This is a genomic window from Streptomyces sp. NBC_00597 (assembly GCF_041431095.1).
Classification (GTDB): Bacteria; Actinomycetota; Actinomycetes; order Streptomycetales; family Streptomycetaceae; genus Streptomyces.
This window is the reverse complement of the sequence record NZ_CP107757.1, coordinates 976104-1002001: the sequence shown is the minus strand read 5'-3', so window position 1 is coordinate 1002001 and position 25898 is coordinate 976104. Positions and strand designations below refer to the sequence as shown.

General features: G+C 69.0%; 22 protein-coding genes and 8 pseudogenes. 17 read left to right on the top strand and 13 right to left on the bottom strand.

The genetic code is table 11. The annotated features are described in order from the left end of the window. Window positions 1-71 precede the first annotated feature (71 nt). Window positions 72-878, bottom strand: coding sequence for an HlyD family efflux transporter periplasmic adaptor subunit (locus tag OG974_RS04205; protein WP_329315195.1), 807 nt, complete (start codon window positions 876-878; stop codon window positions 72-74). A 94-nt stretch (window positions 879-972) separates the two neighbouring features. After that, window positions 973-1191 carry a hypothetical protein gene (locus OG974_RS04200; RefSeq protein WP_054223694.1) on the bottom strand — a complete coding sequence of 73 codons (219 nt, stop codon included), beginning with the start codon at window positions 1189-1191 and terminating at the stop codon, window positions 973-975. A gap of 411 nt (window positions 1192-1602) precedes the next feature. Between OG974_RS04200 and OG974_RS04195 the strand changes: the two genes are divergently transcribed. From OG974_RS04195 to OG974_RS04175, 5 genes are all read left to right on the top strand, one after another. Continuing rightward, window positions 1603-1878, top strand: coding sequence for an acylphosphatase (locus OG974_RS04195; RefSeq protein ID WP_327279609.1), 276 nt, complete (start codon window positions 1603-1605; stop codon window positions 1876-1878). Window positions 1879-2014: 136 nt separating this feature from the next. Next, window positions 2015-2542 carry a hypothetical protein gene (locus tag OG974_RS04190; RefSeq protein ID WP_328764364.1) on the top strand — a complete coding sequence of 176 codons (528 nt, stop codon included), beginning with the start codon at window positions 2015-2017 and terminating at the stop codon, window positions 2540-2542. Between the two features lie 127 nt (window positions 2543-2669). Beyond that, a complete protein-coding gene (locus tag OG974_RS04185) occupies window positions 2670-3506 on the top strand; it encodes a DUF4097 family beta strand repeat-containing protein (protein ID WP_327279607.1) in 837 nt (278 codons plus the stop codon). Between the two features lie 40 nt (window positions 3507-3546). After that, entirely contained in the window at window positions 3547-4548 is a 1002-nt protein-coding gene (locus tag OG974_RS04180; RefSeq protein ID WP_328764363.1) for an ATP-binding cassette domain-containing protein, read from the top strand. Next, complete coding sequence (locus OG974_RS04175; protein WP_327279605.1) at window positions 4545-5336, top strand: ABC transporter permease; 792 nt, start codon at window positions 4545-4547, stop codon at window positions 5334-5336. The genes OG974_RS04180 and OG974_RS04175 overlap by 4 nt, the downstream gene beginning before the upstream one ends. Here OG974_RS04175 and OG974_RS04170 read toward each other — a convergent pair. Then, window positions 5291-5947 (bottom strand): GNAT family N-acetyltransferase, encoded by a 657-nt coding sequence (locus tag OG974_RS04170; RefSeq protein ID WP_371645417.1) that lies wholly within the window; start codon window positions 5945-5947, stop codon window positions 5291-5293. The two genes, OG974_RS04175 and OG974_RS04170, sit on opposite strands and share 46 nt — an antisense overlap. Here OG974_RS04170 and OG974_RS04165 point away from each other — a divergent pair. After that, window positions 5934-6467, top strand: coding sequence for a DUF6328 family protein (locus OG974_RS04165; protein ID WP_328764362.1), 534 nt, complete (start codon window positions 5934-5936; stop codon window positions 6465-6467). The two genes, OG974_RS04170 and OG974_RS04165, sit on opposite strands and share 14 nt — an antisense overlap. 23 nt (window positions 6468-6490) lie before the next feature. On the opposite strand, the gene OG974_RS04160 is transcribed toward OG974_RS04165, so the two are convergent. Continuing rightward, entirely contained in the window at window positions 6491-8323 is a 1833-nt protein-coding gene (locus tag OG974_RS04160) for a glycoside hydrolase family 15 protein (protein ID WP_327279602.1), read from the bottom strand. Window positions 8324-8441: 118 nt separating this feature from the next. Beyond that, window positions 8442-8561 (bottom strand): annotated as a pseudogene (locus OG974_RS04155) (RidA family protein); the annotation flags it as partial. A 52-nt stretch (window positions 8562-8613) separates the two neighbouring features. Between OG974_RS04155 and OG974_RS04150 the strand changes: the two are divergent. Together OG974_RS04150 and OG974_RS04145 are read left to right on the top strand one after the other, a co-directional pair. Beyond that, window positions 8614-9003, top strand: a pseudogene (locus OG974_RS04150) (winged helix-turn-helix transcriptional regulator). A 343-nt stretch (window positions 9004-9346) separates the two neighbouring features. Beyond that, complete coding sequence (locus OG974_RS04145; protein WP_329315191.1) at window positions 9347-9652, top strand: hypothetical protein; 306 nt, start codon at window positions 9347-9349, stop codon at window positions 9650-9652. 23 nt (window positions 9653-9675) lie between these two features. Here OG974_RS04145 and OG974_RS04140 read toward each other — a convergent pair whose 3' ends face one another. Further along, window positions 9676-10113, bottom strand: a complete 438-nt coding sequence (locus OG974_RS04140; RefSeq protein WP_371645414.1) for a hypothetical protein — start codon at window positions 10111-10113, stop codon at window positions 9676-9678. A 400-nt stretch (window positions 10114-10513) separates the two neighbouring features. On the opposite strand from OG974_RS04140, the gene OG974_RS04135 reads away from it, so the two are divergent. Then, window positions 10514-10978, top strand: coding sequence for a hypothetical protein (locus OG974_RS04135; RefSeq protein WP_371645413.1), 465 nt, complete (start codon window positions 10514-10516; stop codon window positions 10976-10978). 299 nt (window positions 10979-11277) lie between these two features. On the opposite strand, the pseudogene OG974_RS04130 reads toward OG974_RS04135, so the two are convergent. Continuing rightward, window positions 11278-11683: pseudogene (locus OG974_RS04130) on the bottom strand (transglycosylase SLT domain-containing protein). A gap of 1396 nt (window positions 11684-13079) precedes the next feature. Here OG974_RS04130 and OG974_RS04125 point away from each other — a divergent pair. The 5 genes and pseudogenes from OG974_RS04125 (at window position 13080) to OG974_RS04105 (ending at window position 17219) form a co-directional block, all read left to right on the top strand. After that, window positions 13080-13919, top strand: coding sequence for an SDR family oxidoreductase (locus OG974_RS04125; RefSeq protein ID WP_327285862.1), 840 nt, complete (start codon window positions 13080-13082; stop codon window positions 13917-13919). Between the two features lie 6 nt (window positions 13920-13925). Continuing rightward, window positions 13926-14003 (top strand): annotated as a pseudogene (locus OG974_RS04120) (hypothetical protein); the annotation flags it as partial. 175 nt (window positions 14004-14178) lie between these two features. Beyond that, window positions 14179-14565, top strand: a complete 387-nt coding sequence (locus tag OG974_RS04115; RefSeq protein WP_329315187.1) for a hypothetical protein — start codon at window positions 14179-14181, stop codon at window positions 14563-14565. A 129-nt stretch (window positions 14566-14694) separates the two neighbouring features. Further along, a complete protein-coding gene (locus OG974_RS04110) occupies window positions 14695-16179 on the top strand; it encodes a cytochrome ubiquinol oxidase subunit I (RefSeq protein ID WP_327279597.1) in 1485 nt (494 codons plus the stop codon). Next, complete coding sequence (locus OG974_RS04105) at window positions 16176-17219, top strand: cytochrome d ubiquinol oxidase subunit II (protein WP_327279596.1); 1044 nt, start codon at window positions 16176-16178, stop codon at window positions 17217-17219. The genes OG974_RS04110 and OG974_RS04105 overlap by 4 nt, the downstream gene beginning before the upstream one ends. Before the next feature lie 32 nt (window positions 17220-17251). On the opposite strand, the gene OG974_RS04100 is transcribed toward OG974_RS04105, so the two are convergent. After that, the gene (locus tag OG974_RS04100; RefSeq protein ID WP_327279595.1) at window positions 17252-18832 is read right to left on the bottom strand and encodes a GMC family oxidoreductase; all 1581 of its coding nucleotides are present in this window, start codon (window positions 18830-18832) and stop codon (window positions 17252-17254) included. A gap of 324 nt (window positions 18833-19156) precedes the next feature. Here OG974_RS04100 and OG974_RS04095 point away from each other — a divergent pair, with 324 nt between their 5' ends. Then, window positions 19157-20521 carry a glutamate decarboxylase gene (locus tag OG974_RS04095; protein WP_327279594.1) on the top strand — a complete coding sequence of 455 codons (1365 nt, stop codon included), beginning with the start codon at window positions 19157-19159 and terminating at the stop codon, window positions 20519-20521. Window positions 20522-20681: 160 nt separating this feature from the next. Here the strand turns inward: OG974_RS04095 and OG974_RS04090 are convergent. Continuing rightward, window positions 20682-21550 (bottom strand): annotated as a pseudogene (locus tag OG974_RS04090) (IS5 family transposase). A gap of 278 nt (window positions 21551-21828) precedes the next feature. Between OG974_RS04090 and OG974_RS04085 the strand changes: the two are divergent. Further along, window positions 21829-22643: pseudogene (locus tag OG974_RS04085) on the top strand (IS5 family transposase); the annotation flags it as partial. A gap of 446 nt (window positions 22644-23089) precedes the next feature. Here OG974_RS04085 and OG974_RS04080 read toward each other — a convergent pair. Further along, entirely contained in the window at window positions 23090-23332 is a 243-nt protein-coding gene (locus OG974_RS04080) for a hypothetical protein (protein ID WP_327279593.1), read from the bottom strand. Between the two features lie 406 nt (window positions 23333-23738). Between OG974_RS04080 and OG974_RS04075 the strand changes: the two are divergent. Beyond that, window positions 23739-24005: pseudogene (locus OG974_RS04075) on the top strand (transposase); the annotation flags it as partial. Here OG974_RS04075 and OG974_RS04070 read toward each other — a convergent pair. The 3 genes and pseudogenes from OG974_RS04070 to OG974_RS04060 all read right to left on the bottom strand — a co-directional run. Continuing rightward, window positions 23994-24143: pseudogene (locus OG974_RS04070) on the bottom strand (IS5/IS1182 family transposase); the annotation flags it as partial. The pseudogenes OG974_RS04075 and OG974_RS04070 sit on opposite strands and share 12 nt — an antisense overlap. A gap of 161 nt (window positions 24144-24304) precedes the next feature. Beyond that, entirely contained in the window at window positions 24305-24934 is a 630-nt protein-coding gene (locus tag OG974_RS04065) for a winged helix-turn-helix domain-containing protein (protein WP_328765266.1), read from the bottom strand. A 418-nt stretch (window positions 24935-25352) separates the two neighbouring features. After that, window positions 25353-25832 (bottom strand): ricin-type beta-trefoil lectin domain protein, encoded by a 480-nt coding sequence (locus tag OG974_RS04060; RefSeq protein WP_266635037.1) that lies wholly within the window; start codon window positions 25830-25832, stop codon window positions 25353-25355. Window positions 25833-25898 lie beyond the last annotated feature (66 nt).

The following is a 25898-nucleotide window of genomic DNA, read 5'->3' as shown; positions in this document are numbered from 1 at the left end:
GCCCCGGGGAACGGGCGGTCGGCGGCGCCGGCGGCCGCCGGACGGGACGCGGGAGGCCTGTGGCACGGCGGTCACGGGAGCAGCCAATCGACGGGGCGCTGTGCGGGAAGGTGGACGGCTCCGGTGACCCGGGTCGTGGAGTCGAGGGCGTACGGGGGCCCGTCCGCGGAGGACCACCGGTAGCCGGACGCGGTCGCGGAGGAGCGTTCGAGCTGTACGAGCACCGCTACGGGATCGCCCTGGCGCGCGAACTCGGCGGCGAGGCGGGTGTCGCCGAGGAAGCCGGCGAGCTGGGCCCCGGTCTGGGGGGCGCGGCCGACTTCCTTGACCCGGCCGCGCAGTACGCCGAACCGCTGTTGGGGCACGGACTGGACGTTCAGGTCGACGGAGGCCCCGGGGCGGATCTCCGCGCCGCTCGCTGCGGGCAGGTAGAGCACGGCCACCAGCGGGTCGTCCGCGTTCTTCACGCGTTCCACGGTCGCGACGTCGGCGCCCGTCGTGAGGACCGCGCCCGTCTTGGCCACCAGGCTCGTCACCCGCCCGCCCGCGACCACCCGTACGGTCCGCTCCCCCTGGTCCGTGGCGACCTGGAGCAGGGGCGCGCCGGGGGAAAGGAGCTGGCCCTCTTTGGCGACCACGGCGGTGACCTGTCCGGAGAAGGGGCTCTGCAGCAGATAACTGCCTTCGGCACGCGTGAGGATGCCGGGTGCGCTCTGCTTGGAGGAAACCGATCCGGTGAATGCCCAGAAACCCGCGGCGGTCATGACGAGGACGGTGACGGCGAGAACGAATCGACCCTGCGGGCGTGCGAAACGTACGGGCAGATCGAGTTCTTCGGGCGATTGCAGCTTGGAGAGCGCCTTTTGACGGAACTGCACGACCTGTCCTTCGACTGCATTTCATGAAACGGGCACCCGTGAACCCCGGAACGCTGACGTCCCGGGGTTCACGCGCACTGTTGTCCGGTTCGGCTCAGAGGCCGGCGACACCGGCGCGGACGCCGACGATGCCCTCGACCTGGCCGGGCAGGGACAGGGCGCCGTGGACCGTCTGGAGCGAGGTGACCTCGTTCACGACGTGGAAGACGTCGCCGGTCACACCGCCGAGCAGGCCACCGGAAATGCTGACACCGCCGGAAACCGCGTCCAGTTCGTCGTCGGCGATCTCACGGGTCTCGATGTCGTTACGCATGATGTGCGCACCCTTCAGTCGTCTGATTGCTTCTCACATGACGTGGGCGGCCCGCGACAAGGCGGTCCGACCACTTACCGGCATTGCTGCGGTGGGCAGATGTAAGCACGCGAACGGGCGGCCGGGCGAACCGTGTTGACGCCCTCGAACACGCGAGATGACGGTTCCCCCGGAGGGCTTCCCGATTGATTCGGCGGATCACCACGGGTTCTCCACGAGATCGAGTAACAAAGTCCGACGCCCCGCCGACCCCTGGCGCCAAATCGACCCAAACCGCCATCGTCTTCGAGGAGGAATGTAACGGGAGGCATCCCCTCCACTTTCACCGCGTGAAGATTTGCGACAGCGACACGACGTGACGGGCCGGTCACGCTCCGCACCGATCCGACGCCACCCGGCTACGGTCGACCCATGGAGCGGGTTCGCAGCCGAGTGGTCGTCCACGGCGTGGTGCAGGGAGTCTTCTTCCGCGACACCTGCCGCCGCACCGCCCTCGATCACGACGTGGCCGGCTGGGTGCGCAACCTGCCCGACGGCACCGTCGAGGCCGCGTTCGAGGGAGCCGCGACCGCGGTCGCCGGGATGGTCGAGTGGGCCCACCACGGCCCGAGCGCGGCGAGCGTGGCCCGCGTCGAGGTCCGGGAGGAACGGCCCGAGGGACTCGAAGGCTTCGAGGTCCGCGACTGACCGGTGGCGCCACGCGGCGCCACAGGGCATCGACCGGCACCGCAGGGGGCCATAGGACGCCAAGTGGCGCCACCGCGACTCACCATGGCGCCACCGATGCTTGCGATGGCGCCATGATGGTGCCACTATGGCGCACATGGACCTGACCCCCTACGTCGATCACCTCCGCCATGAGCTCGCGGTCGCCGCGAACGCCGGCGGGGACGAGGCCCGCGCCCTGGCCGAGCGACTGACCGCCCCGCTGGAGTCCGCCGCCCGACTGACCCTCCTCAACGCCCTGTCCGCCGCCTCGGACGAGATCACCCGTGAGCTCGCCCCGGGTTCGGTGGACGTGCGACTGCGGGGTCTCGACCCCGAGTTCGTGGTGACGGCGCCGCCCGGCCCGGAGGTCCCCGAGGAGGCCGGCCCCCCGGTGGCGCCATCCGTGGCACCCATGGCGCCACTCACCGTGGAAGGCGACGACGGCGCCACCGCCCGCATCAACTTCCGGCTCCCGGCGCCCCTCAAGGCCCGGGTGGAGGACGCGGCCGGGCAGGAGGGCCTATCGGTCAACGCCTGGCTCGTTCGGGCCGTGACCATCGCCCTGGAACCGGGCGGCGCGGCGGCCCGCCCGCCCGCCCGCGCCCAGCGCCACGGCCAGGGCTACCGGGGCTGGGTCCGCTAGCCCCGGTACCGCGCTCCGCCGCACACGCACGCACTCGTACTCGTACCCGTACCCGTACCCGCACTCGTACCCGTACGAGCGCCCCACCTGCGTCAACACCCTTCAAAACCAAGAGGACGGGACAGCCATGCCTTCTTACGAAACCGCCGGACCCATCACCGCGATCCTCGAATTCGAAATCGGCGACGTCCGCATCGTCGCGGGCAAGCGCCAGGACACCGTCGTCGAGGTGCTGCCGAGCAACGGCGCCGTCGACATCGACGTACGGGCGGCACAGGACGCGAAGGTCACCTACGCCAACGGCACGCTGACGGTCAGGGGACCCAAGAAGCGCTCCTTGTTCGGCAAGGTCGGTTCGATCGACGTGATCGTCGAACTGCCCGCCGGCTCGCAGGTCCGCGGCACCTCCCCCATGGGGGACTACCTCTGCGAGGGACCCCTCGGCGAGTGCCGCATCAAGACCTCGCTCGGCGACATCCGGCTCGACGAGGCCACCGTCGTGAACCTGCGGACCGACCACGGCGACATCCGCGTCGACCGGGCCGTGGGCGACGCCGAGATCCACGGGTCGGGCCGCGTCGACGTCGGCGAGATCGTGGGAGCGGCGACCGTCAAGAACGGGAACGGCGAGACCGCGATCGGCGAGATCAGCGGCCCCCTCAAGGTCAACGCGGCCAACGGCCGCATCTCGGTCGGCACCGCGCGGACCTCGGTCGAGGCCAAGTCCGCCAACGGCGCCATCAGCGTGAACCAGGTGGCGCGCGGCACGATCAACCTCCAGACCGCCGTCGGGGACGTCGAGGTCGGCATCCGCGAGTCCACCGCGGCCTGGCTGGACGTCCACTCCAAGTTCGGCACGGTCCGCAACGCGCTCGGCGCGGCCGAAGGCCCCGACGCCTCCGACGAGACCGTCGAGGTCCATGCCCGTACCCATGTCGGCGACATCGTGATCCGTCGCGCCTGACCCCGACCCGCCCGGCAGGACGAAAGGAAAGCGGAAACCCATGACCGCGATACCCACCGCCACGGCCACGACCGAGGCCGGAGCCACCGCCCCGCCCGCCATCTCCGCCGTCGGCCTGCACAAGTCGTACGGCGACAAGGTCGTCCTCGACGGCATCGACCTGAACATCCCCGAGGGCACGGTCTTCGCCTTGCTCGGCCCCAACGGAGCCGGCAAGACCACCACCGTCGAGATCCTGTCGACGCTGATCACCGCCGACGCCGGGCAGGCGCGCGTCGCCGGCCACGACCTCGCCGACCGGCCCGACGGCGTCCGCGCCGCCATCGGGGTCACCGGCCAGTTCGCCGCCGTGGACCACCTCCTCACCACCGAGGAGAACCTGCACCTGATGGCGGACCTACGGCACCTGCCCCGCCAGGAGGGCCGCCGCCGGGCGGCCGAACTCCTGGAGCGCTTCGAACTGACCGAGGCCGCCCGCAAGCCGGTCTCCACCCTCTCCGGCGGCATGCGCCGCAAGCTCGACCTGGCGATGACCCTGGTCGGCGCCCCGCGCATCATCTTCCTCGACGAGCCGACCACCGGCCTCGATCCCCGCAGCCGCCGCACCATGTGGGAGATCATCCGCAGGCTCGTCGCCGACGACGGCGTCACCATCTTCTTGACCACGCAGTACCTGGAGGAAGCCGACCAGCTCGCCGACCGCATCGCCGTGCTCGACAAGGGCAGGCTGGTCGCCGAGGGCACCGCGAACGAACTCAAGCGCCTCATTCCCGGCGGGCACATCAGGCTGCGCTTCTCGGATCCCACCGAACTCGACTCCGCCGCACGCCACTTCGGCACCGGAACCACCGATCCCGAGGAGCTCACGCTCCGCATCCCCAGCGACGGAGGCATCCCCATCCTGCGGGCCGTGCTCGACGTCCTCGACGGCGCGTCGCTGCGGGCCGAGTCGCTGACCGTGCACACACCCGACCTCGACGACGTCTTCCTGACCCTCACGGGCCACGGCACGACCGACACCACCACGGAGGTGGCCCGATGAGCACGCTCGCGTACGCCGTCAGCGACTCCATGACGATGCTGCGGCGCAACCTCAAGCACGCGCTGCGCTACCCCACGATGACGCTCTCCGTCGTCATCATGCCGGTGATGATGCTGCTGTTGTTCAACTACGCCTTCGGCGGTGCACTGGGAGCCGGGATCTCCGGAGCTCCCACCGGTGGCGGCGCGTACATCGACTACGTCGCGCCCGGCATCATTTTGATGGCCGCGACCGCCGGGGCCGTCATGACGGCCGTCGGCGTCTGCGTCGACATGACCGAGGGCATCGTCAACCGCTTCCGCACGATGTCGATCTCACGCGCCGCGTTCCTGACCGGGCACGTCGTCGGCAGCGTCATCCAGACCCTCATCGCCGTCGCCCTGGTGATCGGCGTCGCGCTCGCGATCGGTTTCCGCCCCGACGCCTCCCCGGTCGAGTGGCTCGCCGCGATCGGCCTGCTCACCCTGCTCATCCTGGCGCTGACCTGGCTGTCGGCCGGCATGGGCCTGGTGGCCAAGACCCCGGAGTCGGCGAGCAACGCACCGCTGCCACTGACCTTCCTGCCGTTCCTCGGCAGCGCCATCGTGCCGACCGACTCGATGCCGACCGGGCTGCGCTGGTTCGCCGAGTACCAGCCCTTCACGCCGGTCATCGAGACCCTGCGCGGCCTGCTGATGGGCACCGCGATCGGCACCAGCGGATACGTCGCGCTCGCCTGGTGCGCAGGCCTCGCCCTCGTCGGCTACCTCTGGGCGCGCTCCGCCTTCACCCGCCCGGCCCGACGCTGAGCATCCGCGTCCGCCCCGGCCCGCGCGGCCGCGCGACTCTCCAACGCGCGCTTCACGTCGGGCCATTCCGGCCGCGTGATGCTGTACACCGCGGTGTCGCGGATCCAGCCGTCGCGCATCACCATGTGGTGCCGCAGTACGCCCTCGTGCGTGGCGCCCAGCCGGGCGATCGCCGCCCGTGACTTCGCGTTCCGCACGTCGGTCAGCAGCTCTACGCGGTTCATCCCCATCGTCTCGAAGGCGTACGTCAGCATCAGCTGCTTCGCCTCGGCGTTCAGGCCGGTCCGCTGCCAGGACTCCGCGAGGAACGTCCAGCCGATCTCCAGCCGCCGCTGCTCGGTGTTGATCACCATCAGCCGGGTCGAGCCGACGACCCGCCCCGTCTGCGCGTCCACCGTCGCGAACGGGATCTGCGTCCCCTCGGCGCGGGCCGCCATCGCCGTCTCGATGAAGCCGCGGACATCGTCCGGGTGCGGGACGAGGGTCACCGCGAGCTCCCACAGGCTGCCGTCGCGAACCGCCTCGCACAGCCCGTCGTGGTGCCGGAGCTCCAGCGGCTCCAGCCGCACCCGCTCCCCCACGAGCTCCACCGCCCCAGTGGCCCGCTCCATACCCGCCCCGCCCGTCCCCCGCATCCACTTCTACGGGCAGCCATTATCCGCCCGCCCCGGGAAACGATCAAGGGCCCTGCCCCGCGCGGAGCGGGGCGGGGCCCGCCATGGCCCTGACGGCCAAGAGGTACGCGCTTCGACCGGTTCCCGAGCAGCCCTCCGCACGCCCGCCCCGGACGGTTCCACCCGGTACCACCGCACCCGAGGCGAGCGAGGCGACCAGTACGTGCTCACGCTCCTGATCGCCTTCGGTGCCGCGGCCTTCCTCACCTCGCCCGCCCCCTCCCACCGGGTGGTCTTCCGCTGCGACGTGCGCACCGAGCTGGTCACGGTCTCCAACAGGCTGGCGCTGGTCGGACTCGTCCTGCTCATGCTGGCGATGAGCAGTTCGCTCCTCCTGGTGGTGACCATGGTGCTCGGCGCCGGGAAGTCCGCGGTGCTCGCGTCCGTGATCCTCAGCGGGGTGGTCTGGCTGTGGATCGGCATGCCGCTCTGGTGCCGCGTGCGCCACCGGCGATGACCGGCGATGACCGTCGGCGGGTTTCAGCCGAGGGCGCGGTCAAGGTTGAAGGCCGCGCTGATCAGCGAGAGGTGGGTGAACGCCTGTGGGAAGTTGCCGAGTTGTTCTCCCGTCAGGCTGATCTCCTCGGCGTAGAGGCCGAGGTGGTTGCCGTAGGTCAGCATCTTCTCGAAGGCCAGCCGGGCCTCCTCCAGCCGTCCGGCGCGGGTGAGCGCCTCGACGTACCAGAAGGAGCAGATCGAGAACGTGCCCTCGGCGCCCCGCAGGCCGTCCGGGCTGGCCTCCGGGTCGTAGCGGTAGACCAACGAGTCGGAGACCAGATCCGCGGTGAGCGCGTCCAGGGTCGAAAGCCACTTGGGGTCGGTGGGCGAGATGAACTTGGCCATCGGCATCATCAGCACGGAAGCATCGAGTACGTCGTCGCCCAGCCCTTGGACGAACGCCCCGCGGTCGGCTGACCAGCCCTGCCGCATGATCTGCCGGTAGATCGCGTCCCTGCTCTGCTGCCAGCGGGGAAGATCGGCCGGCAGGCCGCGTCGGTTGGCCATCCGGATGGCCCGTTCGATCGCCACCCAGCACATCAGTCGCGAGTAGACGAAGTTCTTCCGGCCGCCCCGGGTCTCCCAGACGCCCTCGTCGGGCTGGTCCCAATGGTCACAGAGCCATTCCACCACGGCGCCGACCTCGTCCCAGCGATCACTGCTGATGGGCTGCCCCCACTTGTCGTACAGGTAGATGGAATCGATCAGCGCTCCGTAGATGTCCAGTTGGAGCTGCTTGGTGGCCGCGTTCCCCACCCGCACCGGAGCGGAGCCCAGGTGCCCCTCCAGGTGGGACAGCTCGGATTCGGGCAGGTCACTGCGCCCGTCGATGCCGTACATGATCTGCAACGGACCGGTGGGGCCGGCGCCCCGCATGATGCCCCGGTCGGACAGGAATCCCATGAACGCCTCGGCCTCCGAGGTGAAGCCCAGGCGGAGCATGGCGTAGACGCAGAAGGCCGCGTCGCGGACCCACACGTACCGGTAGTCCCAGTTGCGCTCACCACCGATCCGCTCGGGCAGGCTGGTCGTCGGCGCGGCCACGATCGCACCGGTGGGCACGTAGGTGAGCAGCTTCAGCACCAGCGCGGAGCGGTGCACCATCTCCCGCCACCGGCCGCGGTAGCGCGAGCGCCCCACCCAGTGGCGCCAGAACCGGACCGTCGCCTCGAACTCCGCCTCCGCTTCGGCGTGCGGACAGGCCCGCGGCCGGACGTGGTCGCTGATCTGGTCGAGGGCGAACACCACGGACTCGCCTTCGAGGAGCTTGAAGTGCGACCGCACGTCCGTGCCGTCGGATTCGAGCGGCGCGGTGGAGGACAGCGCCAGCGAGATCGACGGGGACTCGAAGACGGCCTCGTGGGCCTGCGCGCGTACGGTGTGCGCTTCGGCGCCGTAGCCGAAGCGGGGAGCTATCCGCGCCGCGAACGGAAGGGTTCCCCGCACACACACCACCCGCCGGATCAGCCGGTGCCGGGCCGCCTCGCGCGATTCGTCGACGACCGGCATGAAGTCCTCGATCTCCGCCACCCCGTCGGCGGCGTAGAACCGCGTGATCAGGACGTTGGTATCGGGGAAGTAGAACTGTCGGGTGCGCGCCGGTACGTCGGCGGCCAGCTCCCACGATCCGCCCCGGTCGGCGTCGAGGATGGACGCGAACACGCTCGGTGCGTCGAAGCGCGGGCAGCAGTACCAGTCGATCGTGCCGTCGGTCCCCACGAGCGCGGCGGTGCGGAGGTCACCGATCAGGCCGTGCTCGGAAATCGGCAGATAGCGTGAGCCGTCCACTCCCCCGGGTCCGCTCCCGAATTCCATGTCGGCCTCCCTACCGTTTCGCCGTTGGCAGGTGCGGAGATCAAGAAACCTCGTCTCTCATGGTAGATCGCCCCTGGATTCCGGCGCGGCGGGCCGGGAGAGACGGCGAACACCGGCCTCAGTCGAGGACGGCAGTGGCCTCGATCTCGACCAGGTGCTCGGGAACGTCCAGCGCCGCCACGCCGATCAGCGTGGCCGGCGGCACCGGAGTGACGTCCAGCTTCGCGGCCGCCCTGGCGGAGATGGCCGCTGACGTGGAAGAACGCACTTTTCGGTGACTGAGGAACCTCATGGTGACCAAGCAGCTCAAGGGCTCGGCCAAGGACGAAGCCGATGTGACCCGGGCGGACTCCCTGGCCCGGGAGATCTTCTCCGACATCGCCAACAAGTGAGCCCTCCTGATCATCGAAACGGTGGGCGACCGGACCCTGCGCTTCACCGAGCTCCGCAACGGGATCGAAGGCATCAGCCACAAGATGCTCACCCAGAACCTGCGACTGCTGGAGCGCAACGGCCTGGTCGAGCGCACGGTGCACCCCACCGTGCCGCCGCGCGTCGAGTACACGCTCACCGAGCCCGGCCGGGCCCTGCGCGCGACGGTCGACGCCATGTGCGACTGGACCCACCGCCACCTCGGGGCCATCGAGAGCGCCCGTCACCGCTTCGACGAGCGAGCATGACGCGCACGCTGACCGCCCTCGCGGCGCCCGTCCTTCCCTTCCGCTCGCTCGACCGGTGGCGAACGGCTACGCGTCGGCTCCTCTGCCGGTGAACCCGCCGTCGCCCGCCGCGGCGAGGAGGCCCTGTGCGCGGCGCTCCACCAGGATCGGGAGGTACTGCCGGAACGTCAGCGGGGTACGAGATCACCACCGCCGGGCTGCACGCCACGCCCGAAGGGCCGACCGGACATGCGAAAAGCCGTCCTCCCACGTGTGAGAGAACGGCTTCCGACCTGCTCAAAGCAAAGTCGGGACGACAGGATTTGAACCTGCGACCCCTTGACTCGCCGGCCTCGTCAGCTCGGTGGCCGGCGTGGTGGGCGCGGCGGTGGCCGTGTACGCCCTGGTCCGCGATACGGCAGGCACTTCGCGTAGGGGCGGGGACGTCGACGCCGGGGGCACGGGCTCGGTCGCGGCCGGCGGCAGCATCGGCCGGGCGGTCACCGGCGACAGGAACCGCCTGGGCTCCGCTCCCCCGCCGCCCGGCGAAGCCGGGGCAGGTGCCGCCGGGGCAGGTGCCGCCGGAGCGGTGCGGGCCGGCGGCGACGGGTCCGTGGCAGCGGGTGGGCACATCGGTGACGCGGTCACCGGCGAGGACAACCGATCGTGACGCCAGGGTCGCAGCCCGACCGGTTACGGAAGCCGAAGAGGCGGTCGGGCGAGGATTCCTCGCACCGGGACGTCGCCGCCGTGGGCGAGCGGTCCGTTGCCGCGGGCGGGGGCATCAAGGTCGCCATTACCGGCGACCATGTCGTCTACCATGCCGCACCCGCACCGGTGGACGGGCCGGGCCCTCTCCACGGCTATGCCGTCGTCGCCGTCACGCTCCTGGCTGTCGGTGGCGTTCAACTTCTTCGCTCGTCGGTTGGGCTGGCAGCGGCGACGGCCCTCCTGCTGTCCGCCGCCTGCGTGCTGCTCGCCGGGGTGTACCTCGGCGCGCTGTCGGTGCGCCGGTGGTGGCGCCTGCGCCGTCGGGGGCTGCCGGCCGCGCGCTTGGACGAGGCGGTCGAGCTGCTGGGGCGCGATGTGGAGGAGCGTTACGGGCGCGAGGAACGACTGGCCAGGACGCATGACCCCATTCCACTGCCGGTCCGTTGGGCACGGGCGGATCCGCTGCTGCTCACGCAGGACTGGCCGGATGCGGATCAGTCAGGAGCCGATGGCCCCTCCCTGAACGGCGAGTTCGGCGCAATGGCGGACCTCTTCCGGCGACTGCCGTCCGGCCGTCTGGTCCTGCTGGGGGCTCCCGGAGCGGGCAAGTCGGTCCTCGCACTGCACCTGGCGCGGGAGCTGCTGGCGATGCGGCGCCCGGCGTCATCCGATCCGGTTCCGGTGGTGTTGCCCCTTGCGTCCTGGGATCCCGGACGGCAAGGACTGTGGGGATGGGCCGCGTCCCGCCTCGCACAGCAGCATCCCCGACTGGCTTCCGTGGCGGCTCATGGCCTTCCTCCGGGACGCCCACCGTCGCGGCATGCTGAGGCAGAGCAGCGGGGTCTACCGCTTCCGCCACATCGAGTTGCGAAACCGCCTCGCGGACACCCATGGCACGACTGCCCCCGGCGCGGACGCCCCTGACGGTCCGGTCCGACGTAGGGTCGCCGCCATGGCCCGGCGGACCGTCGTCTGGGCCACGTCGCTCGCGCTGCTGGGAGCCCTCACCGCCACGGCAGGCGCGTACGGCCCCGGCGGCCCCCACGACGGTCTGCCGCCCGCCTGCGAGCTGCTGTCGGCGCAGCAGCTGGCTTCGCTGATGCAAGAACCCTCGATCAGGCAGGCGGGACACGACCAATGCGGCATCAACCCCGGCCCTGCGGATTCCGCGACCATCACTCTGGACACGCAGATCGTGCAGCCCGCACCCGGCAAGAGCGCAGTGGCGCAGGCGGCAGCGCAGGTGGGCCGGCGGAGAGGCACAGTGGCTGGACGGACCGGGTGACGAGGCCCGTCTCGTCACCCGCGCCGACCTACCGAACTGGGCCAAGGTCACCGTGCGATCGGGCAACGTGCTCATCACCGTGGATCTCGTTCACCACAAGCCGCACATCGCTCCGGCCCCCGTGAGCGTGATGGCGCAGCAGCTCGCTCGCACAGCGCTGCGGAACGCGGCACTCCCCGCGCCGAGCGCCCCTTGGCCTTCGATGCCAAGGCCGAAGGCCCCGGGGACCGGCCTGGAGGGGCCGGCCACCGGGTCCTTCGGTATCGCTGTTCAGCCCGCCGGCTGAGCTCACTGGTGGCTTAGTACCAGTGGTGGGCCTGCCAGAAGTTCCAGGCCCCGAGCGGGGAGCCGTAGCGGGAGTTCATGTAGTCCAGGCCCCACTTGATCTGGGTCGGGGTTGGTCTTCCAGTCTGCGCCGGCCGAGGCCATCTTCGACCCCGGCAGGGCCTGGACCAGGCCGTAGGCGGCGGAGGAGGCGTTGGCGGCGGTGTGGTTCCAGCCGCTCTCGTGGGAGACGATCTTGTCGAAGGCGGCGAACTGGGCCGGGTCCTTGATCATCTGCTGGGCGACCGCCTGGGCGCTCGTGGGGGGGGCGGCCTGCGCGGGAACGCCGGCCGGCATGGAACCGGCGGCCACAAGGCCGACCACGGAACCCGCGAGGGTCTTCTTCGAAGCGGCGATGCGGCGGATGACGGAGACGGACACGGAAACCCTTCCGTAGGCGACGAGGACGGTCGCGGCACGCCGGAGGCATGCGTGAGCCACTCACACGGGGGAGAGGGGATCGCCGGCGGCGGGTGAACCACCCGGGCCGCCCAGCGACGACAACCAGTTAGCCAGGCCCTCCGCCGCCTGGCAACGACCCCTATCTACGAGCGGCCATCGCAGCCGGGCCGACCGCCCCGGCACCCGACGCGCCGCCCTCCGGGCAGGTCGGGGCGGGTTTCCCGGCCGGTGCGGGGCCCGTCGGCGGCCTTCCGGCCCCTGAATCGAAGGAGACGGGGGCATCGAACGCCGCTATTGCGCGTCGGCCGACGGGCCGCACGGCGCGGCCAGGACGTTCGCGCTCACCGCCCGGATCAAGCGCGAGCAGGGTCGCTAGGACGCGGCGCCCGCGCACATGTCCGCCGCCGTCGAGCGGCTGCGCGCGCCGGGCGACCGCTGGCACCCGGCCCTCGCACTGGAAACACCCGCCCTGTCCCTTCCCCGAGCCAAGCACTTGCTCGTCCCGCCAGGAGGACCCCCGTGACCTTGCCCCCGCCGCCCTTCGGATCAGCGGGTGACACCAGCTGCAGCAGCGACTGGGGACCGCCGAGCGCGCAGTCCGGTTCTACGACCAGCAGGTGCGCCGCCGCCTCACACCCGAGATGCGGGACTTCATCGGCCGCCAGGCATTGGTCTTCCTGGCAACAGCCGACTCCTGGGGAGAATGTGACGCCAGCTTCCACGCCGGACCGGCGCTTCTGCCGCTTGCCGACGATCTTCGGCTCGAACGACCCGTCACGGTCCGCCCCGGCCCCCGCTCCGCCCCGCTCGGCTGTGTACCTGCCATGCACAGAGCCTTCGGTCCACACCGGACCACACCGACCCGGGGTGCGCGGCGCCACTGCCAGGACCAGCAGGTCGACGTCGACGACGACTCCCTGACGGTGTGTCCGAACCGCACCGGACGGCCCGAGACCCGGCCTGCACGATCCGCCGCATCGCTGTTGCCCGAAGCTCCGGCCAGTTCAGCAGCAGCCAACTCGGTGAAACGCGCAAAAGCCCCTCCGGTCCCGGGGCGGAGCCTCGTGGCCGATTTCGCAGGCCGCCGTGTCTACACCAGGCCTGGCCACGATCCGGAGTCCAACTACCCGCTGTCGGACACCCCCATTTGCGTCGGAAGTCTGCCCGTAACCCGACCGTGTGACATGTCCGGCCGAATGCGGCTGCGTGGCGCGCCGGTCGGTGCCGCCCGCTGCGCAAGATGCTTTTGTCGGGGCGCCAGGCATGGAACGGCTCCTGTGTCTGGCCCGGCCGGCCGACCGACTCCCAGCCTACCCCGCGTACGTCGCCCGTTCCGGGCATGCGTGCCGTCCGAAACGCCGAAGGAGAGATCGTGATGGTAGGAAATGTCGACGAGAACAGCGGGACGGTGACCGCGCAGCTTCTCAGGGGTCAGAAGGCTCTGGTCACCGGTGCCAACTCGGGTATCGGCATGGCGACCGCCATCGCCCTGGGCCGGGCCGGAGCGGACGTCGTGGTGAACTACGTCGTCGGGAAGGACGAGGCCGAGAAGGTCGTTGCGCAGATCAAGGACTTCGGCGTCCGCGCCTACGCCCACGAGGCCGACGTATCCGACGAGGACCAGGTGGTCGCCATGGTGGCGCGGATGGTCGAGGAGTTCGGCACCATCGACATCATGGTGGCCAATGCGGGTCTTCAACGGGACGCGGCCGTGGTGGACATGACGCTCGCCCAGTGGCAGAAGGTCATCGACGTCAACCTGACCGGCCAGTTCCTGTGCGCGCGCGAGGCCGCCAAGGAGTTCGTGCGGCGCGGCGTGGTGGCGGAGGTCTCCCGGTCGGCCGGGAAGATCATCTGCATGAGCTCGGTCCACCAGATCATCCCTTGGTCGGGGCACGTGAACTACGCCTCCTCCAAAGGTGGCGTGGGCATGCTAATGGAGACCCTCGCCCAGGAGCTGGCTCCTCAGCGGATCAGGGTCAACGCGGTCGCACCCGGCGCAATCCGCACGCCCATCAACCGTGACGCCTGGGCCACCCCCGAGGCCGAGGCCGATCTGCTGCGCCTCATCCCGTACCGCCGCGTGGGCGACCCGGACGACATCGCCAACGCCGTCGTCGCCGTGGCGTCCGACCTGCTCGACTACGTCGTGGGGGCCACGCTGTACGTGGACGGCGGGATGACCCTTTTCCCCGGCTTCGCCACCGGAGGCTGATCCCAGATGGCGGATCACGTCACGCCCCGCCGGGTCGTGATCCTCGGCGGGGGGTTCGCCGGGCTGTTCGCCGCCCGCGCGCTGCGCCGGTCGCAGGTCGCGGTCACCGTGGTCGACCGCCCGCGCCCACCACGTCGTCCAACCGCTGCTCTACCAGTGCGCTTCAGGACTCCTGTCCGAGGGCCAGATCGCGCGACCGAAGCCACCGACGTGGTTGTCGAAGCCCGCGCGGTCGGCATGCGCCAGTCTTCCTTCGGGCATGACGGGTTTGCCGCGCGCGTCCGGCATGAAGACGCTGAACGACGCACTGGACATCCGTCGGCGGATCTACCGGGTGTTCGAGATGGCCGAAACGGCGGCAGATGCCAGGGAACGGCAGCGATGGCTCACGTTCGCGCTGGTCGGCGGCGGCCCGACCGGTGTCGAACTGGCAGGACAGATCAGGGAGATCGCCGGTCAAGGCCGGCCCGCTGCACCCGTTGGGTGTGATCGGCTGGCGTGTGGCCCTTTTCATCCCCGTGGCCTTCCTCACGGGATTCCGCTGCAGGCTGGGAGCGGTGCTCAGCCAGTCCGTCGCTTTCGCCATCAGCTCGCGACGCGAGCTCGCCTTCACCTCGTCCGACGCCGCCGCGCCGCCAAGGGCTGACCCCCAGGCATAGGGCGCCCCCGCCGTCTCCCTGACCGCACACGTGGCCGGCATCTGCCGTTGCCACCCTTTCGCACCCCTGTCGTTCCTCAGCCCCCGCGCCCTGCGGGGCAGACCATCGAGGCGCACATGCTCAGCACAGCGGCCCTTCTGGCTGACACTCCGCCCCAACTCCTGCCGGCTCGGCAGCTGATGGCCTTCACCCTGGCCTCTCACATCCTGCTGGTCCCGTTCGGCGTGGCATTGCCGTTCATCACGTTGCTCATGCACCACCGGGCGCTGCGCCGCAACGACGCCGTCGCCCTTCAGCTCGCGCGGCGCTGGTCGGCGGTGATGGCCGTGCAATTCGCCATCGGCGTCGTCACGGGCACCGTGCTGTCCTTCGAACTCGGTCTGCTGTGGCCCGGCATGCTGGGCCGCTGGGGCGACGTCTTCGGCCTGGGGTTCGGCATCGAGGCCTGGGCGTTCTTCCTGGAGGCGGTCCTGATCGCCATCTACCTCTACGGCTGGCGCCGGCTCAAGCCCTGGACACACTTCTGGCTGGCCGTGCCGCTGCCGCTGGCCGCTCTGATGGGTGCGTTCGGCATCATCGCGGCCAACTCCTGGATGAACACCCCTCAGGGGTTCCGCCTCGACACGCAGGGCAATCCCGTCGACGTCGATGTGCGGCAGGCAGTCTTCACGCCGATCTTCGGGGCGGAGTACTGGCACTTCGTGGTCGCGATGTTCCTGACCGCCGGATACATGGTCGCAGGCGTGTATGCCGTGGGCTGGTTGCGGGGGCGCCGTGACCGGTACCACCGGCTCGGCTTCACGCTGCCGTTCACTGTTGCCGCGATTCTCACCCCGGTCCAGTTCATGCTGGGCGACTCGGCCGCTCGTGCCGTCTTCCACAAGCAGCCGATCAAGTTCGCCGCCATGGAGATCGTCTGGGAGACGGACACCCACGTGCCCGAGTATTTGTTCGGGCGGTTGAACGGTGACGGGACGATCTCCGGCGGAATCAAGATCCCTCAGCTGGACTCCATCCTCGCCGGCTTCAAGCCCAGCACCCAGGTGACCGGGCTGACGACGGTGCCGGCCGCCGACCGCCCCACGACCGTCCAGGCCACCATCGTCCACTGGGCTTTCGACATCATGGCCACCATCGGCAGCCTGCTGATCCTGCTCGCGCTCTGGTACGCCTGGTCGTGGCTGCGGCACCGGGATCTTCCTCGCAGCCGCTGGTTCTTCCGCTGCGCGGCCGTCGCGGGAGTCGCGTGCCTGGTCACCGTGGAGTGCGGCTGGATCACCACCGAGGTCGGCCGCCAGCCCTGGATCGTCTACAACCACATGAAGGTCGCTGAGGCAGTGACCGACACCCGCGCCGGATCGCTGTGGGCGATGCTCGGCATCGTGATCGTCGTGTACGTGGCCGTTTTCGGCTCGTTCCTCGCGATCATTCTGAAGATGCGTACTCGTTGGCGGATCGCCGACGAGGGCTTGGCCGCATCGGGCGCCGCTCCGGCTCCCGAGACCGATACCCCGTACGGGCCCCGAAGCGAGCCCGAGCCCGCATCGGCAGGGCGCACGCGTGCCGGCGGGTCCGACCCGACCTCTGGCGGCGCGTCATGATGGCGGATCTGATCGCCTGGGTCATGGTTCTCGCGGTCGCCGCCTACGCCTGTGCCGGGGGCACGGACTACGGTGCGGGCTTCTGGGACCTCATGGCTGGGGGTGCGGATCGCGGCAAGCGGCCGCGCTGGCTCATCGATCACGCGATGGCGCCGGTCTGGGAGGTCAACAACGTCTGGTTGATCTTCGTCTTCATCGTCATGTGGACCGGCTTCCCGACGATGTTCCAGACTGTGTTCGAGGCAATGTGGCTGCCGCTCGCGCTGGCCGCCGTCGGCCTGGTGCTCCGCGGTGCCGGATTCGCCCTGCGCAAACCGTCCCGCCGCCTGGCCCGACGGCGGGTCTACGGTGCGATGTTCGCCGTCGCGTCGCTGCTCACGCCGTTCTTCCTGGGGGCGGTGCTCGGCGGCATCGCATCCGGCCGGGTGATGGTCGGGACGACCGCCTCCGCGGACGCCTGGGCCAACCCGACCTCCGTCCTTGCGGGTCTGCTGGCCATCGCGGCCACCGCCTTCCTCGGGGCGGTGTTCCTCTGCGCAGACGCCCGGCGGTTCGGGGCGGACGACCTGGTGGACTACTTCCGTCGGCGCGCGCTGCTGGCCTTCTGCGCCGTTGTCGTCCTCGCACTCATCGGCCTGCCCGTGACCCACAGTGACGCCCAGTACGTTTGGGAGGGCCTCACCGGGGGCTGGGGACTGCTGCTGGTCGTCCTGGCCGCGATCTGCGGTCTTGCGACGGCGCTGATCCTGCTGCGCCGGATCCACGGCTGGTCCCGCTACACCTCAGTGGCGAGCGTCGCCCTGACCGTCGGCGCCTGGGGCTTCGCGCAGAAGCCCTACCTACTGCCCACATCACTGACGGTGGCCCAGGCGGCCGGCGCAGCTCACACCATGCGCTGGCTGGCCATCGTCACGGTCATCGCGATCGTGCTGGTCGGCCCGGCGCTGGTGGTGCTCTACCGGCTCGACACCATGGGTGAGCTGGAGCCGCTCACCGACGCCGACACCCGGGCCGCCCCTGCCCCCGGGGACAACCTGTAACAGCCGCGCTCGGCCGCAGCCTCAGTACCCCTTCAGCGCAGCCGGGCGGCGATGTGGTCGCCCACCCGCAAGGCATTTGCAATCGCTGTTAGCGACGGGTTCACCGCGCCGATGCTCGGGAAGAAGCTGGTGTCCACCACGTAGAGGTTGTCGAGGTCGTGGGCCTTGCAGTTGACGTCGAGGGCCGAGCTGTTCGGGTCGTCACCGAAACGGACGGTGCCGGCCTGGTGCGCGGTGGCCCCGATCGGCAGGCCCTTGTGCAGGTAGATGCTGTGCGACAGCAGATGGTGCTCGTGCATGCCCAGGTGGCCGAGCATTCCCTGGAGCTTGTGCTGGAGGCGCTTCAGGCCGGCGATGTTGTTCTTCTCGTCGAGAGCCAGGTGGATGCGGTCGTCCTTGTCGAGGGTGACGCGGCTCTCGGGCAGCGGGAGATCTTCCCCGCACAGCCAGAAGTCGACGGCGTGGTGCGCCAGCATCTCGAACGGCATGTCGGGCGAGACCGCGCCGGCCCAGCGCGGCGCCTCGCCGTGGATCTGGGCGGCGTCCGACTTGCCGAGCATCTGGATGCCACCGAGCGGATAGTCCCAGTCGTCCGCCCCCAGGTACCAGTCGTTCAGTGCCAGGGTCTTCTGGAACCTCGTGGGATTCGGTTCTTTGGACACTGCCATCAGCGCCAGGTTGTTGTGGCGCATGTAGTGGCGTCCGACGACGTCCGAGCTGTTGGCCAGGCCACCAGGGTGCTTGTCGTTGGCCGAACGGAGCAGCAGCACCGCCGAGTTGACCGCACCGCAGGCGACCACCACGATGTCGGCGCTGAATCCCTCGGTCGTTCCGTCCCCGAGTTCGGCGACGACCCCGGTGACGGTGCGTCCGGTCGAGTCGGTCTCCAAGCGTCGGACGTTGGCCCGCGTCACCATGGTGACGTTGTCATGCTTCAGTGCGGGGTCGACGCAGATCACCTGCGCGTCGGACTTGGCACCGAGCAGGCAGGGGAAGCCGTCGACCCGGTCGCAGCGGATACACACGCTGGAATGGGTAGCCAGGCCGTTCTCGTCCTGGGTGAGGTTCACGCCGATGGGCAGGTGGAAGGGGTGCAGGCCCTTCTTCTCCAAGTCGTCGCTGAGCTGCTGGATGCGCGGCTCGTGCTCCACCGGGGGGTGCGGGTACTGGCCGCTGGCCGGACCCTCGGTGGGATCCTCGCCGTGCCGCCCGTGCACCAGGTAGAGCTGCTCGGCCTGCGTGTAGTACGGCTCCAGATCCTCGTAGCGGATCGGCCAGGCCGGTGAGATGCCGTCGTGGTGGCGCAGCTCGCCGAAGTCCTCGGGCCGGAGGCGGAAGAGCGCGGCGCCGTAGAACTTAGTGTTGCCCCCTACGTAGTAGTTCGCCTCCGGGGGGAACTCGTTGCCGTGCTTGTCGTACCAGAACTCGGGGGCACGGTACTTGGCTTTGACGAAGACGGCGGTGGAGTCCCAGTTGTCACGCTCCCGTGGCAGATAGTCGCCACGCTCCAGGATCAGGATCCGCTTGCCGGAGGAGGCCAGCCGGTGGGCGAGCGTGCCGCCGCCCGCTCCCGTACCGATGACGATGACGTCGTAGTGGTGATCATCAGCCATGCGAAGGGTCCCGTTCTAGAAGTCGGTCGCTGCCGTGGCCGCACCAGAGGGGCGGCGCTGCACCGTGCGGGCCGGAATTCGCGCTATCCGGATGTTCGGTATCATTTTTGAAGCTATCGGTTGATCCCGGCAGAAGCCATCCAACGAGAGCCGAACAGGTGCACAGTCGTCGATCGCCCGCACGGAGTTCGCCCCTCCTCGACGACGGCGTACATATGGTGACTTGAGTCGATCACTCGGGAAGGTACGCCGTTCGCGTGTATGCCGAGCCCGATCCGCAGGTCTGCGCATGGCTCCCGTTCCGGACGTGATTGAGTCGCCGGCATGACCAAGAGTGACGTCGCGGCTCTGTTCGGCAACCGTTTCCTGACCGTGCCCGCTCCCTCGGAGACCTTCCCCGTGGATGGAATGGCCGCGACGGACGCCATGAGATTGCTGGAGGGGGACCTCGTCATGGAGGGCGACCCGCAGCGCAATCTCGCCACGTTCGTCACCACGTGGATGGAGCCGGAGGCGCAACGGATCATCGCCGAGAACCTCCACCGCAACTTCATCGACCACGCGGAGTACCCCATTTCCGCCGAGATCGAGAAGCGCTGCGTTCGTATGCTCGCCGACCTGTTTCACGCGCCGGGTAGGACCACCGGATGCCGGACCCAGGGTTCATCCGAGGCGATCATGCTGGGCGCGCTGTCGCTGAAATGGAAGTGGCGGGAGCGCCGCCAGGCGGCCAAGCTGTCGGTCGACCGGCCCAACCTGGTCTTCGGCGGCGACGTCCACGTCGTGTGGGAGAAGTTCTGCCGCTACTTCGACGTCGAGCCGCGGATCGTGCCGCTCGCCGAGGGAAAGTACACGATCGGCCCGGAGGACGTGGAGCCCCACCTCGACGAGAACACGATCGGCGTCGTCGCCGTCCTCGGCACCACGTTCACCGGCCACAAGGACGATGTCGTGGGGATCGACAAGCTCCTGCGGGATATCCGCAAGGAGCGGGACCTCGACATCCCGATCCACGTCGACGGCGCCAGCGGCGGCTTCGTGTGGCCCTTCCTCTACCCGGACTCGAAATGGGACTTCCGGCTCGAACAGGTCCGCTCGATCAACGTCTCGGGACACAAATACGGCCTGGTCTACCCCGGCATCGGCTGGCTGGTCTTCCGCGAGGAATCCGACCTGGCCGAGGACCTCGTGTTCTACGAGAACTACCTGGGCAAGACCGACGCGACGTTCACGCTGAACTTCTCCACCGGTGCGTCGATGGTGCTCGCCCAGTACTACAACTTCGTGCGGCTGGGCCGCCAGGGCTACACCTACGTCATGGAGACGATGCAGCAGAACGCCCGCGCACTGGCGGACAACCTGCGCGACAGCGGCCGCTTCGAAGTGATCGGCAGCGACCTAGAGCAGCTACCGCTGGTCGCTTTCCGCCTCGCCGACAAGCACGCCTACGACGAGTCCGACATCGCCTGGCAGCTCTCGGCCGAGCGCGGCTGGATGGTGCCGGCGTACACGCTCCCGCCCAACGCCGACCGGGTGAAGATCCTGCGTGCCCTGGTCAAGGAAACCCTGAGCCGCGAGCAGATCGAGCGCCTGACCCAGGACATCGCCGACGCGTGCAGCACCTTGGATCACAAGGGTGCGACCCACGACGTCGAGCGGGCCCAGGTCCACCGCGGAACCGGCTACTGACGCCCTCAACCGGTACCCCCGGGGACGGGCGACGAAGCCGCTCCCTGGGGGCGAGGACGCACGGCACGGGCACGCAGCTTCGTCTGTACGAACTGCCATGCGTGCGGGCCGATGGAGGACGCCATCACACGAGCCTAAGAGGTCGTTTTCGTCCGGTGTTTCATCCCAGAATGGGTTGTGTATTGGCCTTCTTCGGGTCACGCCAGGAGATGGTGTTCTCGCCGGTGAGGCGTCGGGCCATGAGGTCGGTCATGGCGATGTGGATGACGGCTTCGGAGCGGGTGGGCAGGGTTTCGTAGTCCCGGGCGAGACGCCGGTGGAGCATGAGCCATCCATAGGTTCGCTCGACCGCCCACCGTTTCGGTATCGGGGTGAATCCCCTGGTCCCGGGGGTGCGGGCGGTGATCTCCATGCCGATGCCGAGGATGGCGGCATGCTCGACGAGGTGCTGGCGGTAGCCGCCGTCGACCCACACTTTGCGGACGCGCGGGTGGTCGGCGGCGACCTGGTCGAGCAGTGTGGTGCCGGCGACGGAGTCCTGCACGCTCGCCGCGGTGACCAGGACCGCGATGAGGAGCCCGAGTGTGTCGGTGACGATGCTCCGCTTCCTGCCTACGATCTTCTTCCCGGCGTCGACGCCCTGGCCGGAGGCGTGAACGCTGGTGGAGGTCTTCACGCTCTGCGCGTCGATCACACACGCCGATGGTTCTGCGTCCCGCCCTCCCTCTCCCGCAGCAATTGCCTGAGCAGGCCATTGAGCTGGGCGAACACGCCCTCGTCCGCCCACTTCGCAAAGTATCCGTAGACCGTGTTCCAGTGCGGGAAGTCGTGCGGGAGGTAGCGCCACTGGACCCCGGTCCGGTCGACATACAAGATCGCGTCCATGACGTCGCGCAGGTCGTGCTCGGGCGGCCGGCCGAAGTCCAGGGCCCTGCCACGGCGCTCGAGACGCCAGGCGGCAAGGACCGGCTCGATCAACTCCCAGCGGGCATCGGACAGATCACTCGGATACGGACGTCGCTTCGTCATGTTTCCGGCGTACCGCGCCGGACCGAGTACGCCCAGGCGCACACCCGTGACGGCGGAAGCACACGACCTCAAGGATCGGGCATCCTGGGATGAGACAGGATTACGTCGCTTTCCGTCCCGTCCGCAACCTCCCATGCCCCACTGGCATCGACGGTCTCCATGACCTCATCTGTACCGCCATCCAGCACCTAAAGAATCAGACGATAACGGGCAGCATAGGTGAAAACGACCTCTACTGTAGACCGTGTCCTATGTGGTGAGGCGTCGTTGACGTCGGTATGGGGCGGGGTACTTGGAGTTGGATTGTTCCGGACGGGCTGTGGGAGATCGCGGAGCCGCTGATCCCGCCGTCGAGGGTGCGGCCGCAGGGCGGCGGAACAGCGGATACGCCTGATGAGACGCTGTTCGCGGCGATCATCTATGTCCTGGTCAGCGGGTGTTCCTGGCGGGCCTTGCCGCCCTGCTTCGGGATATCGAAGTCGACGGCCCACCGCCGGTTCCTGATCTGGTCGAGGGCCGGAGTCTGGGGCCGGCTGCACGAGGAGATCCTGCACCGGCTCGACGACGCCGGCCTCCTCGACCTATCGCGCGCCGTCCTGGACTCCGCCCACATCAGGGCCAAAAAGGGGGCGAACTCACAGGTCCGAGCCCCGTGGACCGGGGCAAGCCGGGCTCCAAAATGCACGTCCTGTCGGACGCGGCCGGACTGCCCCTCCTCGTCGGGCTTTCTGCGGCCAACACCCACGACAGTCTCGCTCTGAAGCCGATGGTGACCGGTCACCAAACGAGACACGACCCCCACAAAGGCCGTCACTTCAGACCCGCCCGACTGCACGCAGACAAGGCCTACGACGTCCCCCACCTGCGGAAATGGTTACGCGGCAAACGCATCGGCGTCCGCATCGCACGCAAAGGCGTCGAGTCCTCCGAACGTCTCGGCCGGCGAAGGTGGGTGATCGAGCGGACGATGTCCTGGCTGACCGGGTATCGCCGTCTCAACCACCGCTACGAGCGCCATCCCCGCAACTACCTGGCCTTTCTCGGCCTCGCCGCCGCCCTGTGCTGCTACAAGCGACTCGTCCGCCTCACCACATTGGACACGGTCTTATGCCAGGCCCGCGAAGAAATGGATTCCCGGGCCGAGCGTGCGGGCGTCGATCCGTCCGAAGCGAGTGCGCCCGTTTCGGACGTACGGGAAGACCACGGTGTCCCAATGCCACCTGATCGGCCTCACTCTGGCCGGCGTACACGGGGTGGGCGGGGTGGGCGGCAAGGCGTTGGGGATCTCACCCTCATCCCGGTCCCCGGACCCACTCGGGTCGCCCCTTTCGGGTGGCACCGGCCCCCATCTGAATTCCCTGTGTTGCATATTGCTGACCAGGCGTCAGAACGAAGGCATCCATGGCTGCGTCCGGTCCTGCACTCTCGACCCCGTACCGGCTGGTACACCAGGGACCTCCCCGATCCCTCGTATCCCCCGGCGAACGTAACGCTGTGCGGACCGCCGGATCGGCGGACCACACAGCATGATTCGGCGCGTCAGCAGCCGTCGTCGTATCCTCCGCCCCAGTCGTCGTCGTTGTCGTACCCACCGCCGTTGTGTCCGTAGCCGTTGTCGTCGTCGTCGTCCCAACCGCCGCCGTGGACGTAGGTGACGGAGGTGACGGGGTGTGTGGGCATGGCCGCGGAGGCAGTACCCGCGGCGCCGAGCGCGGCGCCACCGGCCATCAGGACACCGATGGCGGACACCGCGAAGAGCCGCTTCACTCTGATTGCCTGCATGATTAGAACCCTTCTCGCAGTTGTGCCACTCACTGCGGCACGAATTCGCTCTGCGTCCTCTCGCAAACCGTGGACAGAGCTTTCCGGTCGCCAGATGATTGTGATGTGCGCGTATCCGCCGTCAACGTGACCTCGTCGGGCCACGGACATTCTGGACTGGAACGCAAATTCTCAAGCCTCCTGCATCACTGCAGGCCAGAGTGCGGATCTCGCAGTTGCGGCCGTCTTGTATCTATGATAGCCACCTTCACGCGACTCGTCATCTGGGGTAGGGAACCAGGATGCGGGCGTTTCGGCTTCCGTGCGCTGCAAAGGAGGCTGCTGTTCACAGCGCCCGGCCCATGTGACCGCCATGGACGGCGAACCATCAGGAATCCGCTCGACGGAGCCCGACGTCACCGTTGCCGGCCACGATGATCCCCAGACACCGGATGAGACGCAATTCGCCGTGATCATCTACGTGCTGGTCAGCGGTTGTGCCTGGTGGGCGCTGCCACCCTGCTTCGGGACCTCGAAGTCCACTGCCCACCGCCGGTTCCTGATCTGATCGCGGGCTGGAATCCGTGGCCGGCTCCACGAGGAGATCCTGCACCGGCTTGACGATGCCGAGCTCCTCCATCTCTCCCGCGCAGCCCTCCACTATGCCCACTTAGACGTCGTTTCATTTGGTGAGGCGGCGGTGACAGATGAGGGCTGTGGCTATGCCGACGAAGGCCAGGAAGTGTTCTGCCTTGCGCTCGTATCGGCGGTGGAACCGACGGCAGCCGGCGAGCCAGGACACGGTACGTTCGACGGCCCATCGGTGGCGGCGGCGGTCCCAGACCAGCACGATCGGTGCTCTGACCAGCTGGTGGACGCCGTCGAGGAGCGCGATGAAGTCCCCTTCACCCATGCTGCGGCGTGTTCCCTTGCCCGCGGGATGAGATCGAAGCCGGTGGCACAGCCGGGTCCGGGAACCGGGCCGCATCGCGATCAGCCCGGCCACCGGCAGCCGTCACGAACGCCGGCCGCTGACGGACACGACCGGGGTGATGCCCCGCCGGCCCAAGGTCCGTCCCCGGGGCGGCCTGCGGGTGAACCCGGCTTCGTCCTCGAAGCAGACGTAGCCCCCGCAGGCCGCCCGTACTCTTTTACCTCCGCCCAGGTCGCCACCTTCCACGCGGTCACGGCCTGCTCGTCGCGTTCGGCGACCCGCCGCGCGGGGACCTGCTGGCTGAAGCCGAGCCGGTGCATCAACCGGGTGGCACCCGAGACTCTGTAGGAGACATGGAACTGCCTGCCGATCAAGGTCACCACCCTTGATGCGGTCCACACCTGGTCCTCCACCCAGCCGTGCGCGGCCGGACCTTCCTCCAGGAACCCCGCCAGCTCTTCGAGGCACCGCGTCGACAGGCGGCACCGTGACCCGCTCGGCCCCCGGGAGGCCAGAGCTTCAACGCCACCCTCCCGCCACAACTGGTGCCATTGATAAGCCGACTTCACCCTCACCCGCAGCCGACGTGCGACTTCCGCCACGGCGATCTGCTGCTCAAACAGTTCAGCCGACTGCATCCGTACCGTCTCGCGCCGCTGACGTCCAGTCGGAGTCAGCCCGCCCCCCATCCGCATATCTCACACACCATAGATACGGACACCCGCCCACACCCATCAGGAACTTCGCAACGATTCACCCCAACGGGCAGAAGTCAGAAACGCCATAGCGGTCCAACTTCACGCTCACAGCTCGTCCCGTTGTCCAACTTCGCTGGCGAACGGTCCAACTGTCACCGCACATCCCTCTGCGGGTGGGGGACAGCAGCCGCCGGGCGCTGGCGCCAGGGCACGCACGGTGCACCAGCAGAGCAGTACCTGCGGGGCGGCGGAAGGTGTCGGGCAGCGGCTGGGCGCAGACCGGGCAGTGGCCGGCCGCGATGACGGGGCCGAGTGCCACACACCGGCGCAGGACCGGTACGTTCGGAATCCGTCCGCACGACTTGCCGCCCACCGAACCCAGGCAAGAGGCTTACCAGAGGGTCCGGGGTCAGGCGGCGGCGAGACTGATCTGGTCGTTGAAGATCACCCAGCGCTGGCCGCGGTCGGCGCTGTCACAGGGCTTGGTCGAGAGGTTCGGAGTGTTCCAGGCGTTGGCGAAGCAGTAGGCCGGCGCGTAAGTGAGGGTGAGCTGCTGGCCCGAGACGGTCCAGTACTGGCCCTGGTCCTTGGGGTCGCACGGCTTCACCGAGACGTCCTGGGCATTCCAGGTGTTGGCGAGACAGTAGGCGGGGGCGTTACGGAGGGAGATCTGCTGACCCGAGATGGTCCAGCGCTGCCCGCGGTCGGCGGCATCACACGGCTTCGTGGACACCTTCGGGGTGTCCCAGGTGTTGGCGAGGCAGTAGAGACCAGGAGCACGCAGGGCCGGAGCCATAGCGCTGGTGGCTTCCGCCCCGGCCGCTGGCAGGAGGGAAGCGGTCAGGGCCAGCATCGCGACGGCGAGCGTCTTGCGGACTGCGATTGCCATGGGATGGGATCCGTTCTTGCTGTAGGCGTGGGATTCGCGAATTGACGCGAGAGACATCCCCAACTC